Origin of the sequence: Bacillus cereus group sp. BfR-BA-01347 (genome assembly GCF_022663835.1) — a bacterium.
GTDB lineage: Bacteria > Bacillota > Bacilli > Bacillales > Bacillaceae_G > Bacillus_A > Bacillus_A thuringiensis_K.
Genome location: NZ_JAKUGG010000002.1, coordinates 121,018 through 137,705 on the forward strand (window position 1 = coordinate 121,018; position 16,688 = coordinate 137,705).

Consider the following 16,688-nt stretch of genomic DNA (forward strand, 5'->3'; position numbering starts at 1 on the left):
CTACCCCTCTCCCCGTTACTTTGAACGTTTGTAAAATGGTGTTGGAACAACTACTGCTTTGACGCGTTTATTACGAATTTCAATTTCTACTTCTGTATCAACTGCTGCGTATTTTACATCAATTAGTGCTAAACCAATGCTTTTCTTTAACGTTGGAGATTGTGTACCACTCGTTACTTCCCCAATTTTTTCTTCACCAATAAATACAGGGTAATGCGTACGAGGAATTCCACGTTCGATTACTTCGATGCCGACTAATTTACGAGGCGCACCGTTTTCTTTTTGCTCTTTTAACGTTGCTTTTCCAAAGAAGTCTGCTTCTTTATTTGTTTTTACCGCAAAGCCAATTCCAGCCTCAATCGGTGTAATATCTTTTGATAATTCTTGTCCATAAAGTGGTAATGTTGCTTCGAATCGAAGTGTATCACGAGCACCTAAACCACATGCTTTTAAGCCCTCTTCTGCTCCAACTTCAAGAAGTTTCTCCCAAAGTTTTGCAGCATCTTCACTCTTACAATAAATTTCGAATCCATCTTCACCTGTGTAACCTGTACGAGATACAAGTGTTGGAATTCCATCTACAAGAATATCGTTTTTAAATTTAAAGAACTTAATTTCTTTCAAATCTTCTGACACAACTTTTTGTAAAATGCCTTCTGCTTTTGGTCCTTGAATTGCAAGCTGTGCAACTTCACTAGAAACATTGACTACTGTCGCATCGCCAATTACATGACTTGCTAACCATTCGTAATCTTTCTCGATATTTGATGCATTGATTACTAATAAATAGTCTTCTTCACCACGTTTGTAGATTAATAAATCATCTACTGTACCACCATTTTCGTAGCACATAGCTGTATATTGTGCGCCCCCTACCTTTAAGGTAGATACGTCATTTGTAACAACACGTTGTAAAAATGCTAAACTATCTACACCTTTTACCTCAACTTCTCCCATATGAGACACATCGAACAAACCCGCAGCTGTACGTACAGCTTCGTGTTCTTCTTTAATGCTTGAAAATTGAACTGGTAATTCCCAACCACCGAAGTCGATTGTTTTCCCACCATACTTCGCGTATACATCAAATAACGGTGTACGTTGTAATGTAATCATGCTCTCTCCCCCTTATGCTTTGACAAATCAATAAAAGTTGCTTCCCTTTTCTAAACATTTTCATTCTGAAAAGATAGGATATACGGAATCTCATTATATTTTTTTATGAAAGCGTAAATAAAAAATCACTTTCTTGGATAAAATACGAAAGATTCCACACATTTCACACCATTATCCTAACATCATTCGCTATATTTCATCAATATTCTAGCATAAAAAATAATTTAGAATTTTTTATGTTAAAACACAATAAATACAGCTTTTGAGATTTAATACTTTATTATTGTCTATCATATAGCCTTTAATAACGATAATTATGCCTTCTTTTAAGGCAAATCATCATACATTAAAAAATAATTACTTTAGTTTATAAAAGGTGGGAGAGTTGTAATGAATGTCGATATTTCCGTAGATCGGACATGGCAAAACAATTTTTTAAATAGAATTGACGAAGATGGTCCTTGGACAAACTGGGATTTATATCACTTAGCTTATGAAACAGAAAAATCGTTACTTGTTCCTACTTTTGATGGACTACAAGCACCGAAACATTTATCCCATTTCACACCGCTTCCGCATCAATTAGAAGTCGCTCAAAATGTGATTGAACAAATGAACGGTAAAGCGATTCTAGCAGATGAAGTAGGCCTTGGAAAAACAATCGAAGCTGGACTTATTTTGAAAGAATACATGGTCCGCGGGCTTGTGAAAAAGGTACTTATACTTGTCCCAGCTTCTCTCGTATCACAATGGGCATACGAACTGAATACAAAGTTTTTCATTCCCGCTGTAGCACAAAAGAAAAGCTACTCATGGGAACAAGCTGACGTAATCGTATCATCAATTGATACTGCGAAACGTTCACCACATCGCGATATCGTGTTGAACTTGGAATATGACCTTATTATTATCGATGAAGCACATAAACTGAAAAACAATAAAACAAAAAACTATGAATTTGCACAACGATTAAAAAAGAAGTTTTGTTTATTACTAACCGCTACTCCTGTTCAAAATAAGATTGATGAAATTTTTAACCTTGTTTCTTTATTAAAACCAGGACATTTAGGCAATCAATCCAACTTTGAAGAATATTACGCTTCCAAAAATCGCTCAGCCGAATCAGATGAAGACTTAAAAGCTCTCATTAATAAAGTAATGGTGCGAAATAGACGACATAATACCGGTATCGATTGGCCGAAGAGACATGTACGTACAATTTTTGTTGAGTTTAATGAACAAGAACAAGCTCTATATAATGATATCGAAAATTGGCGAGGACAAGACGCCTTCACATCTGCTTTCTCATCGTTAACTTTAAAACGGGAAGCGTGTAGTAGTCGGGAAGCTGTTTACTATTCATTGAAAAAGCATGTAGAAAAAAGACAGAAAGAAAATGAACATTATATAAAAGATCCACATATCGATGTGCTAATGGACAAAATTAATCATATTCCTTTCAACTCAAAAGCAAATAAAGCTCTTGAGCTTATAAAAGAAATTGACGATAAAGTCGTTATCTTCACAGAATATCGAGCGTCACAAATGTACTTACAATGGTTTTTACAACAACACGGTATTTCTTCCGTTCCATTCCGCGGCGGGTTTAAACGCGGGAAGAAAGATTGGATGAAGGAGCTTTTCCAAAACCACGCACAAGTATTAATTGCAACTGAAGCTGGTGGTGAAGGGATTAACTTACAGTTTTGTAGCCATATGATCAATTATGATTTGCCATGGAATCCAATGCGTCTTGAGCAAAGAATCGGACGTATTCACCGTCTTGGACAAAAAAATGATGTTCATATTTATAACTTAGCTACAAAGCATACTGTTGAAGAACATATTCTGAAACTGTTATATGAAAAAATCAACTTATTCGAGCGTGTTATCGGTGAACTCGATGAAATTTTAACAAGAATTAATATGAAAAACATCGACGCGCACATTCAAGAAATTTTCGCGCAATCAAAAAGCGAAGGTGAAATTAGAATTAAGATGGAAAACTTAACATCTATTATCGACTTTGCGAAACGAAATGAAGCTGAGGTGCAAGGCTATGCAGCAACATGAAATTCATAATTACTTATACAATTTCTTTGAGGCGAATAACTGTGAAATTTTAGAACGTTCTCCTCATTTATTAGATGTACAGTTAACAATTGAGATGGATAAATTATTAATGAATCGCCCTTTTTATTGGCACTATCTTGAGAAAACAGGAGGCGTACCGAATCCAATGCGCCTTACTCTTATTACAAATCCAGAAAATGAAGAAAATGATGGTGAGCTTATTCACTACGGTTCACCACGTCTACATCAAATTTTCCAAACGACAAAAGAATTAGGCTCATACATACGTTTATATGAGGATGTAAGACATAATGGGGCAACACATACACCGCTCCACCCTTGGCTCGGTATTAATATAAAAGTTTTCTATCAATGTGATCGAAAAAAAGACATCCTTCACTCGATTGGTATTCATCTCATTTCTGGAACAATGATGGCAAACTTTCATGAAACATTAACAAACATTAAACTTACACCAAAAATACCTGATTTTTGTTTTACGCTCTCGCCCATCATTAAACCTCAAAGTGGTTTACAACGCATAGAAGACGCTTTAAAAAATATAATTGCAGAAGATGACCATACGTGGGCAAAAGAAGCAAGAGTGCGTTGGAATCATGATTTAGACCTTTTAAACCGTTTTTATGAAGAAAGTGACGAACTTCCTGAGAGCTATGAAATTGAAAAACAAGCTCTGCAAGAACAGTATGAACCACGTATTACAGTGCAAATTATTAACGGTGGACTCTTTTATGTTACCGCGAATCATTTTCTATCAAAATAAAGCTCCTTCTGCTTTAGAAGGAGCTTTATTTCGAGTTATTCTCTATCCTCATTACGCTCTTGTTGTTTTTGCTTTGCCATGCGTTTTTGATACGCACGATCCTTCGCGCTCACATGATTTGCATCAGTTGGAAGATTTTCTTTCGAACGTCCAATTCCATTGCTCATCTTTCCCACTCCTTTTTACGTTTTTCAGAATACATGTTTATTTTCAGCTAGAGTTACAATCCTTATACAAAAAAAAATAAGAGCAGCCATTGGCCACTCTTACTCGCTCACATATTTTTGAAACATATCATGGATGCCTTTATTTACTAGGTTCGAGATCTGCTCGTCAGATTTATTCGGATAACGATCACGCAATCTGATAGATGCCTTCACCATTAAATTTTCTAATACAGAACGGCCACCTTCTCCATAAATAATTTCAGCATATTTAACAAGCCTTCCATCCTCTACTGTTGCTGGATTATGATTGAAGAAAAATTTACTCATTGTCTCCACCTCTCTCTTTTGATAACGTTTACATTTATATAGATTATTTATGTTATTTATTTCACAATATTGTATGCATGTATATTTAATTAGTTTCATTATAAAGCAACATATAGATAGTAAATATGTGATTTTCCGTCCATTTTGTGAACAAATCAAAATGAAAGCGTTTCCTTTATTATATACTAAAAAAACTTACTACGCTAGGGGCAATTTTTTTCAATCTACTAACCCCTCGAAAATTGATATATTTTTTCTTTTCCCATTAAACCTTATACAATTTTCAGAAATTATATTATAAAATATATGTATGACTTAAGGAGGCTTTGTATGAATCAAAATAAAAAAGCTATATTAGATCTTGTCTTTTATCTCGTAATCCCATTCCTCATTTGGAAATTTGCAAAACCTTATATCGATCCTTATTACGCGATGTTACTTTCCTCTGTTCCGGGGATTATTTATACACTGTATACCTTTAAAAAAGAAAAACAGTTTAACGTGACAGGGTTCTTTATTTTAATTACACTTATTTCTAATACAACGGTAGATTTATTATCTGGGTCAGCTGAACGAATGTTGTGGAATGATGCATATTATCACATCGTACTCGGTATTATCGTCATCTGTACAATTTTCATAAAAAAACCACTCATGTTATATTTCGCTGCGGATATTGCAGCGCTGCAAGGGCATGACCGCGATAAAAGTCGTGAGCTTTATCGTGATAGTCGTATCTATCCAGCACTACAATATTTAACGTTATTTTTCGGGCTGCAATTTATATTAAAAAGCTTTTTAAAAATTTATTTCATCTCTGTTTTTGGTGTAGATGGCTATGGTGAAATGAGAGCGATTATGACCGCTGTCGGCTGGGGCATTTCTATTTGTATCGGAATAGGGTTCGTATGGGTTAACAATAAAATACATGCCGTTACGGAAGAAAAAGAATCCGTGCAGTAAATAAAAATCCCCTAGTGTAATACGACACTAGGGGATTTTTGGTTTGCTAGACATATGACTAAAATTTAACTTGATTTTTTTCTTTTACTTTTTACATTTCGGTAAAACAAAGCAGCACTCAGCGGCATAACACCAAACCACTTATTCATAAATGGCTCTTTTTCAGCACGGCGTTGTTCTTTCTTTTGTTTTCGATCTTCTTTTGGAGCATCCATATACGACACAAACTGCTGCGTCACAAAGCGAACATAATCATTAGTAGACATATTATCATCACCTCTACTTGATTAGTATGTCCACTTTTTTATACATTAATCTTTTCCTTTAACTCATTCATAATTTGCCTTACAGACTTATTTGTCGTATCGATATGAATGTGAGCCTCTTCATAATAAGCTCGGCGTGATTCAAATTTCTTTACGAATGCATCTATATCTTTCTTTTGAAATAGTGGACGTGTCGTATCTTCACGAAGCCTTTCTGCAATTACATGCGGATCACAATATAAATACACGACAGTTCCGTTCTCTTTCATCCACTTGCGATTTTCCGCTCGTTCAATAATTCCCCCACCAGTTGTAATAATGACATTATGGACTGGTAGCGAACGTAACATTTCGCTTTCATATTCCCGAAAAGCCATTTCACCTTCTTCGGCAAAAATATTTCGAATTGCCTTCTCTTGCTTCTCTTCAACTTTTTGATCAGTATCTACAACATCTATTTGAAGTTCTTTACTTAACGCTTTTCCAATTGTTGTTTTTCCTGCTCCCATATAGCCGGTTATGTATATAGATTTCATTTTCTGTCCTCTCAATCGTCATTTATTAATTGTTATTATAACGAAAGATGCTACTTTGTTTAATAAAAAACGTTTTGTTCTTATACTATGAAGAACAAAACGTAACACTCGCTTTTACTTATAAGTACCTCTTCTCACCCACTGCGTTGCAATCCATTTCTCGCCTTTCGTTACAGGTGCCCCTCCGTGTAACGTAAGCTCATTTAGTGATTGATCTTGATAAAAATACTCAAAGTATACTGCCATTCCCTTTCTAGGGTGTACAGAAAGATTTAATTTCGGGAAGTACGTTTCCCCGCCTTCTTCTACATCATTTAAGTACATTACAAGCGTACTAATACGATTGTTAGCAGCTGATCTACTATGTTCCGCAAAATAATCATAGTGTGCTTTATATTGTTGATCCACTTCATAATTTAAAATGTGCAATCCTTCACCATGCGACGCAGGAACATTCATGATAGATGAAATTCGTTTTTCAATCTTTAAAGTAAGTTCACTGTCTTCTAAAAATGCACCGCTACTTGTTCGAATATCATTTACATCACGTGATGAACCAACTTTAGAACGCTTCATTTTATTTTTAGACATTTCAATTAATTCATCACACTCTTCATCACTCAGTACATTTGCTAATACGACAATAAGAGGTTCTTCGAATTTTGAAATAATGTGTATTTCTCTATCTTCTGTCATAATCGTATTTCCTTTATGATCAAAAATAGTTTGTTCCTTATTTTCACCTATTTGATTGTTGTTTGTCATTTCCCTATTCTCCCTAAAAATAATGATTGGATAGCATGAATATATCACATTCTTTCTACCTTTCTCTTTTTTGAGAAAATTTAAACTTTTAATCATTATATTTATCCATTTCTTCTAAAAAATCAATTCAATTTACAATAGAAATCCCTGGTTTTTCTTCGTATTTTTTACATATTATCCTTCTATCCAATCGACTATTTTTCCATCCTTTTTTCTATACCGAAAGCTCACCGTATAGAAAGCTTCCTGTTTGAGTGTGCACTGTAACGCAACGAGAATTAAATCATTTTCAAAGACATAATTTCCACTCGCTTCTCCCTTTTCATACTGAAAGAAGAATGTACCTTCATTTTCTTGTTGCTGTAAGTCTTTTTTTATATCTGTAATAGATCGGTTAAGTAGTTCATCCAGTAAAAACTTTTGTTCTATTTCTATATAAAAATTTTTATCTGTAAACAACATATTTGTTTCGTATATAAAAAAAGAAGTTAATAAAATAAGAAAGATAATCGTCCCAGGCATTGTAAATCCATTTTGCTTTCTCATACGTTTATTCCTATTTCGCTATATCGCATAACTACACCTTCATATATTTCCCCACTAGTATCTTTCACATTTATAATGAGTACATGAGGTGTTAGTTTGTAAGAAACCGTTCCAATATTTTGTAAAACAACTTCCCTCCCGCGCCTATTTACCTTTCTTATAAGACGACTATTCTCTTTTTCATACGATACTTCACTCCCATTACGCGATCGGAATCGTAAAATACTTTCTCCATTTTCAAATGCTAGCTGTTCTCCAGATGATACTTCACGAAACTCCAATTGCATTTGACCTAAAAACACATTCCACTCCCAATCATTTAACCCTTTCGACTGTTTATTTTCCATTTCAATGAAATGTAGGCGGGGAAAGAGCAAAAAAAATATTGATAATAGAAACAGACATACAATCATTTCTATTAATGAAAAACCAAATTCTAATTTATTTTTTCTCCTACATAAAAGCATTGTTCCATCATTCTGTCTTTCACATCTCTCCACATGGTACAAACTTCGTTGCCTCCCCAATATGTGTAATACACAATTCCATTTATATTCTTTTCTATTATTCGCTTTTCTTCATTTCCATACATATATATAGCTGCTTCTTTTTTTAATAACCCAGATGCCTTATAACGAATTTGTATATTTTTTCTTTCTTGCATAACTAATGCTGTTTGCGGTAGTAGTAACGATACAGCCATCATTAAAACACTTAACGATACAATCATTTCAGCCATTATGGATCCTTTTTGACATTTCACGATACGTAAATCTCCCTCTTCCAAGCTGAAATACAATTTCATATTTATAATTTCTATACGAAATTATAATCGTACCACCTCTATTAATATTTCCACTTGGATTATATGTCATCGGATTTGGAAACGTATGCAAATCGATTTGTATATCTTCTTCATACTCTCGCTTGACGATATAATACTTTGTACCTGACTCTTTTATAGCATACATATTTCTATCTTTATGCCAACGTAATGTATAGTGCTTTTGACGGTTTATCGCTAATTGCTGCATATATAAAATATCATTTGAAAACTGTCTCAAAAATTGTTCAACTTTTTGTCGCTCATATAAGGAATGAACACTAAAATACGTAACTATACTTAATACAGAAATAGCAAATAAAACGAGTAACATTTCTAAAAAAGTAAATCCTTGCTGTTTCACAATGCCCTAATTGATACTGTGCCATCATCTGATATATGAATAGATTCGCCATTCGGACACTTATCAGCTGTAATATACTTTTCATCTGCCAGTTCTTTTAACGATGGAATTTTATTATGTTGTAATTGATATACTTGTATTTGCGCTTCTATAGATTTCACGTAAGCTGCACACCCTTTTCCTTGGACCGATGAGCGCTGTGTAACTACATTCGGAATAATTAATAGTAATAATATAGTTATGACAACCATTACTAATAGCATCTCTAACAGAGTAAATCCTTCCTCATTTTGCATACAAATGCCCCCTAAATAGAATCCATCATTTGAAACATCGGCATAATCATCGCTAAATACATAAGGACAACGATTCCTCCAATACATGTAAATAAAATAGGCTGAATGATAACTAACATATGTTTAATTTTCCGTTCCATCTTTTCCATAATAAGATCGCTATAGTCACCTAATTCAATCCCTAAATTGCCGTTTGCTTGTCCATGGGTAATAACATAAGAAAGTTCTTTCTCGTAATACCCACTTTTAGCAATGATAGATTGTAACTGTTCTCCTCCAATTAATTGTCTTTCAATCCGGCTCGCTTCATATTGAAAGAACGGATGATATCTTTGCTCCATCATTATTGTTAAAGCTTCGCATACTGATAGTCCACCATTTAATAAACCACTCAACTGAGTAGCAAAATAATGTGAATGCTTTAAAATAAGAAATGTTTTGATGAGAGGAATACGAAGCATGATTTTTACCTGTCTAATATGTGGAAGTTTCCTAAAATACAACATATATAAACTACATCCAATAATAACAGTTAAAATAGCGGTTAAAATAATGTAAGGTAGCAGTTTTATTGCACTTAGAATTTGTTCTGTAAGTAGTGGTGTATTAGAACCGAACGAACTATAAACCATTTCAACCTGAGGTAATAAAATAAGTTTAAAAATAAAAAGCATGATTAGTAAAAAAAACATCAAAAACATAGGATACTGCATTATTTTCATCATGTCTCTCCTATACTTATCTTTCTTATAAAGAAGTGCACTTCCTTGTTGCAAAGCAAAAGAAATATCACCATGTTGCTCGGCATAAAATAAATAACTTAACATGTCCTGATGAAACTTTAACTGATGAAAAGAATCGTGTAGACTTTTCCCATCTTTTAACCCCTCAATCATGCCCTGCAATTGTACTTTCTTTTCTACAGGTAATTGAAACTGTAAAAATTCTAATGCTTGTAAAAGAGAGTAGCCTTTTTCTAATAATTCTCCTAAACGTTTCAACAATACTACTTGATCACTTAAACTCCAAGTTTTCTTAAACATAAACATCTTCTTCTAAAAAACCTAAAGCATATCCTTTTCGTATTGACGATTCTAAAGTCTCATGTTTGTAAGTAACACATTCTCCATCTGCTTCTTTAAGCGCTTGTTTTAACTCATATCCATATAGTAGCTCATAAATGCTTGCTTGCCTTACTTGCCTCATTGATTTACATAAAGTTGAGCACTTTCCTCTGCAAAACGGACACTTCAATTCGACAAGTCGCTGTGCAGCCACAGCCAATAAAGACTGTTCAATCTCTTGCCTCGTTATACCATAATCCATGAAACGAATGATTGCTCCTTTCGCATCATTCGTATGCAGCGTTGTCATTACTAAATGTCCTGTCAAACTTGCTCTTATAGCTATTTTTGCTGTTTCTTCATCACGTATTTCACCGACTAAAATAATATCTGGATCATGACGTAAAATAGCCTTTAATCCTGTTTCATATGTGAGACCCGCTTTTTCATTTATTTGAATTTGTAATACATCGTCACTTCTTTTTTCAACCGGATCTTCAAGTGTAATGATGCGGCGTGTTTTCTTTTTTCTAATTACCTCTAATAATGCATACATTGTCGTCGTCTTCCCAGATCCAGTCGGTCCAGTAAACACGAGTAGCCCCTGTGAATAGCGTAAAAACGAGAGTAGTTTTGCTGCTGTACTTGGAAATAACGAAAGATGTGATAAGGGCTGAACAGATGCTTGTAAATGGAGGCGAATAACAAGACTTTCTTGATATACTGTTGGAAGTGTTGAAAGGCGTAAATACACTTCTTGTCCATCAATTTGCAAATACAACGAACCATTCTGTGGCTTCCGTTTCTCTCCTATGTCCATAGATGCTAAAAATTTGAAATGTGAGACAAGTTTTTCTCCAAACTCCTTTTCAATACACTGTCTCGTCATTAAATCTTTTCCTATACGTAGTTGCACCGCTACATCATTCTGCCGGGGCACAATATGTAAATCTGACGCTTGTACCCTACACGCTTCTTTTAAAATTGCATTCGCAAAAATTTCAATCCCATTCATCACTTTTCCCTCCTCACTATGTATATAGCATGAAAACATGCGCAATAAAAATTGGGACTTTTGTATTTTCAATAGAAGAAAAAGGAAAAATATGTTTGTGAAATTATGAACAATTTCCGAATTATTGTCTGAAATTACCTATACTTATGTTTATCTGTATTATAATGTTATTATCTTGGATAAAGTGATAAAGGTGGAGATCCTCATGGAACAAGCTTTAAAAATTACAGGTGTTTTAGCTGACCCAACTCGTTATTACATTTATAAATATATTTCGCAAAAACATAGTTACGTAACGGTACAAGAAATTGCAGATGAATTCGATATTCATCCAAACGTAGCACGTTTACATTTATCTAAATTAGAAGATGTTCATATGCTTAAATCGGAAACGAAGAAAACTGGAAAAGGCGGAAGACCAAGCAGATTATATGTCTTATCTGAAGATGTTATTCAATTGCAATTTCCATTCCGTGATTATCAATTGTTAGCAAGAATCGCATTCAATTCTTTACTTAGCCTTGGCGCTGCTGGTGAGAAAGCGCTATACGAAACAGGAAAACAATTTGGGGCAGAATTAATGCAACAACATATGCTGCGTTTAAATGTGAGTGAAGATGCTTTAACAGTGGAACAAAAGGTTCAAATTGCAAAAGAAGCTTTCTCAACAGCTGGCTTATCACCTGCATTTGAATTAAGTGCAGATGGAACAAAAATTTTCTATGATGTACACAATTGTCCATTTAAGGAAGTTGCTGTTCATCACCCAACTGAAATTTGTAACATGCACGGAGATATGATGAAAGGAATTTTTGAAATCCTATTCCCTAACATGGAATTAACTCGAAATGATAGTCTATTAGATGGATGTAAATCTTGTAATTATAAACTAACAATTTAATTTCTCATATAAAAAGAAGCCATTTATAAATGGCTTCTTTTTATATGAACGAATATTTACAATAGTAAGAAAAATAAACTATAATGAGGTGAGGTTTACTTTTTTTAGAAAAGGAGGGAGATGGCATGGAGCGCATGTTTCGCGTTCTCGGCTTTTGGACTGGAATTTTCTCGGTTATGTTTTACGTAGGGGATATGCAACAGGCCGCACTACTATTTTTAGGACAAACAGGATTCTTCGTACTTTTAAGCTATTTAAAATTAACAGAGCGTATGTATATATACGTATTCGGGGCATATTTAACTGTTTTCTTCATAGGATTTACATACTACACGACATTCTTACTTGTGCCTGGAGCTGGACATTAAAAGATGGCATTTTGCCATCTTTTTTTTAATTCCGTAATTTCCTAGTTGACTTATAGGTTTTATTACCTTATATTCTATATAACAGATTGGAATTAGGGGGAATCAACATGAATACACTGCTTGTCGGAATTAACGTTGCAGTCATGCTCATCTTAGTTGGCGTATTATATTATATGCAACGTAAGCATGTATCTTTTAATAAACGTGTATTTACCGCTTTAGGAGTCGGTATTTTATTCGGTCTTATATTACAATTTATTTATGAGCCAACTTCTAAAGTAATTATTGAATCAAATACTTGGTTTGGCTTAATCGGTAACGGTTATGTAAAATTACTTCAAATGATCGTTATGCCACTTATTTTAGTATCTATTATTTCAGCATTTACAAAATTACAGTTAACGAAAAATCTTGGTAAAATTAGTGGCCTTATTATCGGTATTTTAATTCTTACTACAGGAATCGCTGCAGCTGTCGGTATCGCTGCAAGTGCAGGATTTGATGTATCTGCAACAGGCCTACAACAAGGTGATGCAGAATCTGCTCGTCTGAAACTAGTTGAAGAAAGATTTACTTCTATTGAAAAGACAACAATTCCAGATAAATTATTAGAGCTATTACCTACAAATCCGTTTCTTGATTTAACAGGCGCTCGTCCAACATCAACAATTTCTGTCGTAATATTTGCAGCCTTTATCGGCATTGCCTTTATAGGTGTAAAACGAAAATATCCAGAACAAGCAGAGCTATTTAAGAATATGCTTGATGCTGTATATGCAATCGTAATGCGTATGGTAACATTAATTTTACGCCTTACTCCATACGGCGTATTAGCTCTTATGGCAAAAACAGTTGCTGGTAGCGATATAAATGCTATTTTAAAACTTGGTAACTTCGTGTTAGCCTCTTACGTAGCACTTATCGTAATGTTTATCATTCACTTATTATTAATTGCATTGTCTGGTTTAAATCCAATTCAATATTTGAAAAAAGTGTTCCCTGTACTAACTTTTGCATTCACATCTCGCTCTAGTGCTGGTGCGATGCCATTAAATATTGAAGCTCAAAAAGAAAAGCTTGGTATTTCCGAAGGAATTGCAAACTTCGCAGCTTCATTTGGGGTATCTATCGGACAAAACGGTTGCGCAGGTATTTATCCAGCAATGCTTGCAATGATGGTCGCTCCAACTGTAGGAATTGATCCATTACAACCACAATTTATTTTAACTTTAATCGCTGTTGTTGCTATTAGCTCATTCGGTGTTGCCGGAGTTGGTGGCGGCGCAACATTCGCAGCTTTAATCGTACTATCTACGATGAACTTACCAATCGGTATTGTTGCTCTAGTTATCTCGGTTGAGCCATTAATCGATATGGGGCGTACAGCTCTTAACGTAAGTGGTTCTATGACAGCAGGTCTTATTTCAAGTAAATGGCTTGGTGAATTAGATCAAGATACGTACAATCAAGATGATACAAAAACTGGTGAAATTGCTTCATAATGAAAAAAGACGCTAACATACAATTGTTAGCGTCTTTTTTATTCCGTTCCCTCTTTATAGATTTTATCTTGAGAATTATCACTCCAAGTATTCTTCTAGTTGCTCTTTTAACTCTTCCTCAATCTCATAACAAGATTCATCAGCGAGTTCCCCTACTTTCTTACTCCCCAAAATGTTTGATTGAATTGGCATTCCTAAAAAGATTCTTTCGCATTTCCAAATTAGAATATTATGAAATTCAATCATCTCTTTTTCTTCATCTAATATAGCTATAGCAACTGATGAATAATAACCCACCTCAAAGGGATTCTCTTTTTCTCTTGCAAATCCCATATCTAATTCCATGTGTTTTTCTATGTATAAATGCGAATACTCTTTATGCAGTTTAAGTGATATTCGCTCTATTTCCTTCTCCATACATTGAATGTTCTCTTTTAACTCCAACGTAAACTCCTGTTCTTTATATTTCATTTTCGCCTCCTTAAACATAGAAAAAGAGAATACAATAACATATCCTCTTTCCTCAAATATATTTCATTATCTCACAGCCCGTCCTTTTCACAAATAACCATTTTGTTCGCACCATTTATGAAATTGTCCTACGTCTACTCCAACTAACACGATATCCTTTAGCTCTACATCAATGATTTGTTCTCCAATTACAATAGCAAACTGCGATGCTAATTTTGTCTTGTTTTTCTTTACAATTCCAATTCGGTTCCGATGCGGTCCATCTTTTATATATGCTTTTTGTCCTACAATATCAAAGTTCAAGATTCTCACCTCTTTTACTGCGCTCAAATTGGAAATACGATCTCCACCTCGGAAAATTTCCTTTCATTGCACTATTTCTCTATATATATGACGAAACAATAAAAGAGTCCTTCCTTCTTTACAATTATTTTTTCTTTGTTTCATTTTTGTGATTGAAACGTAAAGTTTATAATAAAATACATTTGGAAGCGCTTTCTATGTAATTTTTTATGTTATAATATATAAGTAGAACTTCGCAAAGAGGGTTAAAAAATGAATACAAAAATGATTAAAAAAGTAATTGAAGCATTAAAAGTATATGGCTTTCAGGATGTATCATTCTGTGACAAAACGAAGCAATTTTTATTTCATAACGAAACCGATATTATGAGCGGCTATGCAGAAATAACATATAGTAGTCAATTTGAAAAATTCAACGTACAAATTCATCCAATTGAAACACATCACCAAGCAGAGTTACAAGAGATTGAAAGACATATACAAGCTTGTATAAGAAAAGTGGAATATTTAAACGCACTTCTTACCGGGCAGACAAAACTAGATGATAAAATTATTATTATGTAAAAAAGAACGTGATCCAATCACGTTCTTTTTTCATTATACGTTCATCTTTTCCTTTAGTTGTAATCCTGTAACAGATTCTAATACATCCATCGATTCTCCAAATGTCATATCAAAAATTGTCTTGTCCTCTATGTATGGAAATTGTCTGAAACGCTTTTCTAACACCTTCACAGCATCTGATGTAAAGCTTGCACTATCAATGCCAAATTCTGTTTCAAGAAGAACTATCCAATCTAGCACATGAAAACCTAATCCATTGACGAATGAAATAAGTTTTTCTTCTGGGTTTGAAGATAAGAATACTTGGCGTTCCATCTCACTAAAAAGTTCTTCTCCTAAGATTTCAGCTAACTCATCATCATGTTCACGTTCAACAAGTTCTTCGTAGCCGTAATCATCCACAAGCTCTTCTACTTCTTCACTATCCTGACAAAGCAATTGACTAAGAAGTGCCTCTTTCTTAAATTCACTATTTTGTACGACTTCTAAAAAGCTCGTTTCCCATCCATTTTCTAATTTCATATTATGTACTCCTTTATATACGTTTCTTATCATCACTGTACCCAAAAGATCACTTTTATAACCTTTTAGGTAGTTACTATTATTTCATATGATTCATAACATAAGATGCAAACTCAGCTACATCTCCTTCAAAAATATTTATTTCCGGCAAGTGATAGAACGTTGTTTGGAGCGGGTTTTCTGCCTGATATACATATATCGTTTTCTCTAGTGCAATCGCCATTCCAAACTCTGTATGGCTCCCGTTTCCGCCATCTAATATAAGTAAAAATACATCCGCTTTTTTTACAGCGTTTTGTTCTGCCTGACCAATTTCTCTTAATTGTTCTTCATTCGCTACTCTTTCGTTTTTTGTCCAATCATATGTATGGTGCCATCCTGCATGTTTCAGTTCATTTGCTACGGAACGTACAAGATGTTTATTTTGGAAACCTGAGGCGATATAAAAATTCATTTATATACACTCCTTCATTATGTATGGGGAAACTCCTTTTTAGCGTTATTTGTTATAGCTATAATAAAGAACAACTTCAAAAAAAATCCCCATCTTTAAAACTTATTTGCGTTTAAATGATGGGATGCTTCATGGTCTTCTTTTATTTTTTGTTTTTTATAACTTTCATCAGCTAACATTTCTAGTTCAGCTGTTATCTCTGACTTTTCAAGCTCTCTTTCTTGCGAAAATTTCCTTGAAATATAAACAATAACACTACCAACGTACAACACAAAGCATATAATAAGTGCAGTATTTTCATAGAGACTTAGCTCCAACACAGTCACTCCTAATCCATTCGTATTTTCACGCTTCATTAATTGGAATTTCCCTATTAACCCATTTGTTATCCCGCTATTTGAGGGCAGTAAGACTCCCTCCTCAAAATTCAGTAAAAGTAAAGAAGTTAGATGTGGGATGCACCCAACTGATTAAAGTTTCACTTTATTGTAACATAAA

At 34.1% G+C, this 16,688-nt stretch carries 25 protein-coding genes and 1 pseudogene; 8 read left to right on the top strand and 18 right to left on the bottom strand.

Features of this window, described 5'->3' with window-relative positions:
• Nucleotides 1–15 precede the first annotated feature (15 nt).
• A complete protein-coding gene (gcvT, locus tag MR143_RS03925; protein ID WP_000631774.1) occupies nucleotides 16–1,116 on the bottom strand; it encodes a glycine cleavage system aminomethyltransferase GcvT in 1,101 nt (366 codons plus the stop codon).
• A 390-nt stretch (nucleotides 1,117–1,506) separates the two neighbouring features.
• Here gcvT and MR143_RS03930 point away from each other — a divergent pair, with 390 nt between their 5' ends.
• Both MR143_RS03930 and MR143_RS03935 read left to right on the top strand, forming a co-directional pair.
• On the top strand, nucleotides 1,507–3,189 hold the full coding sequence (locus tag MR143_RS03930; RefSeq protein ID WP_001100037.1) for a DEAD/DEAH box helicase: 1,683 nt from the start codon (nucleotides 1,507–1,509) through the stop codon (nucleotides 3,187–3,189).
• Nucleotides 3,176–3,973, top strand: a complete 798-nt coding sequence (locus tag MR143_RS03935) for a YqhG family protein (RefSeq protein ID WP_242280618.1) — start codon at nucleotides 3,176–3,178, stop codon at nucleotides 3,971–3,973. The genes MR143_RS03930 and MR143_RS03935 overlap by 14 nt, the downstream gene beginning before the upstream one ends.
• 35 nt (nucleotides 3,974–4,008) lie before the next feature.
• Here the strand turns inward: MR143_RS03935 and MR143_RS32940 are convergent, their stop codons facing one another.
• The gene (locus MR143_RS32940; RefSeq protein WP_000064668.1) at nucleotides 4,009–4,140 is read right to left on the bottom strand and encodes a hypothetical protein; all 132 of its coding nucleotides are present in this window, start codon (nucleotides 4,138–4,140) and stop codon (nucleotides 4,009–4,011) included.
• A gap of 99 nt (nucleotides 4,141–4,239) precedes the next feature.
• Nucleotides 4,240–4,467, bottom strand: a complete 228-nt coding sequence (locus MR143_RS03940) for a hypothetical protein (RefSeq protein ID WP_000032702.1) — start codon at nucleotides 4,465–4,467, stop codon at nucleotides 4,240–4,242.
• A gap of 73 nt (nucleotides 4,468–4,540) precedes the next feature.
• Here MR143_RS03940 and MR143_RS03945 point away from each other — a divergent pair.
• Nucleotides 4,541–4,656, top strand: a pseudogene (locus tag MR143_RS03945) (GTP pyrophosphokinase).
• Between the two features lie 141 nt (nucleotides 4,657–4,797).
• Nucleotides 4,798–5,430: a VC0807 family protein gene (locus MR143_RS03950; protein ID WP_001073110.1), complete on the top strand. Its 633-nt coding sequence runs from the start codon at nucleotides 4,798–4,800 to the stop codon at nucleotides 5,428–5,430.
• Between the two features lie 65 nt (nucleotides 5,431–5,495).
• Here MR143_RS03950 and MR143_RS03955 read toward each other — a convergent pair whose 3' ends face one another.
• The 10 genes from MR143_RS03955 to comGA form a co-directional block, all read right to left on the bottom strand.
• Nucleotides 5,496–5,696: a YqzE family protein gene (locus MR143_RS03955; protein WP_000106083.1), complete on the bottom strand. Its 201-nt coding sequence runs from the start codon at nucleotides 5,694–5,696 to the stop codon at nucleotides 5,496–5,498.
• 38 nt (nucleotides 5,697–5,734) lie between these two features.
• A complete protein-coding gene (locus tag MR143_RS03960; RefSeq protein ID WP_000836648.1) occupies nucleotides 5,735–6,232 on the bottom strand; it encodes a shikimate kinase in 498 nt (165 codons plus the stop codon).
• A 114-nt stretch (nucleotides 6,233–6,346) separates the two neighbouring features.
• On the bottom strand, nucleotides 6,347–6,997 hold the full coding sequence (locus MR143_RS03965; RefSeq protein WP_000183865.1) for a 2OG-Fe(II) oxygenase: 651 nt from the start codon (nucleotides 6,995–6,997) through the stop codon (nucleotides 6,347–6,349).
• Between the two features lie 174 nt (nucleotides 6,998–7,171).
• Complete coding sequence (gene comGG, locus MR143_RS03970; RefSeq protein ID WP_001231319.1) at nucleotides 7,172–7,543, bottom strand: competence type IV pilus minor pilin ComGG; 372 nt, start codon at nucleotides 7,541–7,543, stop codon at nucleotides 7,172–7,174.
• Nucleotides 7,540–8,010, bottom strand: a complete 471-nt coding sequence (gene comGF, locus MR143_RS03975; protein WP_000923105.1) for a competence type IV pilus minor pilin ComGF — start codon at nucleotides 8,008–8,010, stop codon at nucleotides 7,540–7,542. Before comGF ends, comGG begins: the two co-directional genes overlap by 4 nt.
• Nucleotides 7,980–8,282, bottom strand: coding sequence for a hypothetical protein (locus MR143_RS03980; protein ID WP_000829463.1), 303 nt, complete (start codon nucleotides 8,280–8,282; stop codon nucleotides 7,980–7,982). The genes comGF and MR143_RS03980 overlap by 31 nt, the downstream gene beginning before the upstream one ends.
• Nucleotides 8,275–8,730 carry a competence type IV pilus minor pilin ComGD gene (comGD, locus tag MR143_RS03985; RefSeq protein WP_000813141.1) on the bottom strand — a complete coding sequence of 152 codons (456 nt, stop codon included), beginning with the start codon at nucleotides 8,728–8,730 and terminating at the stop codon, nucleotides 8,275–8,277. The genes MR143_RS03980 and comGD overlap by 8 nt, the downstream gene beginning before the upstream one ends.
• Nucleotides 8,727–9,026 (bottom strand): competence type IV pilus major pilin ComGC, encoded by a 300-nt coding sequence (gene comGC / locus MR143_RS03990; RefSeq protein ID WP_001178685.1) that lies wholly within the window; start codon nucleotides 9,024–9,026, stop codon nucleotides 8,727–8,729. The genes comGD and comGC overlap by 4 nt, the downstream gene beginning before the upstream one ends.
• 11 nt (nucleotides 9,027–9,037) lie before the next feature.
• A complete protein-coding gene (gene comGB, locus MR143_RS03995; protein ID WP_002164182.1) occupies nucleotides 9,038–10,075 on the bottom strand; it encodes a competence type IV pilus assembly protein ComGB in 1,038 nt (345 codons plus the stop codon).
• On the bottom strand, nucleotides 10,062–11,105 hold the full coding sequence (comGA, locus tag MR143_RS04000) for a competence type IV pilus ATPase ComGA (protein ID WP_001013171.1): 1,044 nt from the start codon (nucleotides 11,103–11,105) through the stop codon (nucleotides 10,062–10,064). The genes comGB and comGA overlap by 14 nt, the downstream gene beginning before the upstream one ends.
• Before the next feature lie 205 nt (nucleotides 11,106–11,310).
• On the opposite strand from comGA, the gene MR143_RS04005 reads away from it, so the two are divergent.
• The 3 genes from MR143_RS04005 (at nucleotide 11,311) to MR143_RS04015 (ending at nucleotide 13,876) form a co-directional block, all read left to right on the top strand.
• Nucleotides 11,311–12,006, top strand: a complete 696-nt coding sequence (locus MR143_RS04005; RefSeq protein WP_000434104.1) for a helix-turn-helix transcriptional regulator — start codon at nucleotides 11,311–11,313, stop codon at nucleotides 12,004–12,006.
• Between the two features lie 125 nt (nucleotides 12,007–12,131).
• Entirely contained in the window at nucleotides 12,132–12,374 is a 243-nt protein-coding gene (locus tag MR143_RS04010; RefSeq protein ID WP_000440717.1) for a DUF2626 domain-containing protein, read from the top strand.
• Between the two features lie 107 nt (nucleotides 12,375–12,481).
• Complete coding sequence (locus MR143_RS04015) at nucleotides 12,482–13,876, top strand: L-cystine transporter (RefSeq protein ID WP_001094346.1); 1,395 nt, start codon at nucleotides 12,482–12,484, stop codon at nucleotides 13,874–13,876.
• 78 nt (nucleotides 13,877–13,954) lie between these two features.
• On the opposite strand, the gene MR143_RS04020 is transcribed toward MR143_RS04015, so the two are convergent.
• Nucleotides 13,955–14,347: a hypothetical protein gene (locus tag MR143_RS04020; protein WP_000875397.1), complete on the bottom strand. Its 393-nt coding sequence runs from the start codon at nucleotides 14,345–14,347 to the stop codon at nucleotides 13,955–13,957.
• Nucleotides 14,348–14,434: 87 nt separating this feature from the next.
• Entirely contained in the window at nucleotides 14,435–14,650 is a 216-nt protein-coding gene (locus MR143_RS04025; RefSeq protein WP_001008332.1) for a DUF3912 family protein, read from the bottom strand.
• A 252-nt stretch (nucleotides 14,651–14,902) separates the two neighbouring features.
• Between MR143_RS04025 and MR143_RS04030 the strand changes: the two genes are divergently transcribed.
• Nucleotides 14,903–15,214 carry a hypothetical protein gene (locus tag MR143_RS04030; protein WP_001093237.1) on the top strand — a complete coding sequence of 104 codons (312 nt, stop codon included), beginning with the start codon at nucleotides 14,903–14,905 and terminating at the stop codon, nucleotides 15,212–15,214.
• Nucleotides 15,215–15,247: 33 nt separating this feature from the next.
• Here MR143_RS04030 and MR143_RS04035 read toward each other — a convergent pair whose 3' ends face one another.
• The 3 genes from MR143_RS04035 to MR143_RS04045 all read right to left on the bottom strand — a co-directional run bounded on the left by MR143_RS04035 (nucleotide 15,248) and on the right by MR143_RS04045 (nucleotide 16,546).
• Entirely contained in the window at nucleotides 15,248–15,736 is a 489-nt protein-coding gene (locus tag MR143_RS04035) for a hypothetical protein (RefSeq protein WP_000764269.1), read from the bottom strand.
• Nucleotides 15,737–15,815: 79 nt separating this feature from the next.
• Nucleotides 15,816–16,190, bottom strand: a complete 375-nt coding sequence (locus MR143_RS04040; protein ID WP_001012347.1) for a nucleoside 2-deoxyribosyltransferase — start codon at nucleotides 16,188–16,190, stop codon at nucleotides 15,816–15,818.
• Nucleotides 16,191–16,285: 95 nt separating this feature from the next.
• Nucleotides 16,286–16,546, bottom strand: a complete 261-nt coding sequence (locus MR143_RS04045; protein WP_000817964.1) for a DUF3966 domain-containing protein — start codon at nucleotides 16,544–16,546, stop codon at nucleotides 16,286–16,288.
• Between the last annotated feature and the right edge of the window lie 142 nt (nucleotides 16,547–16,688).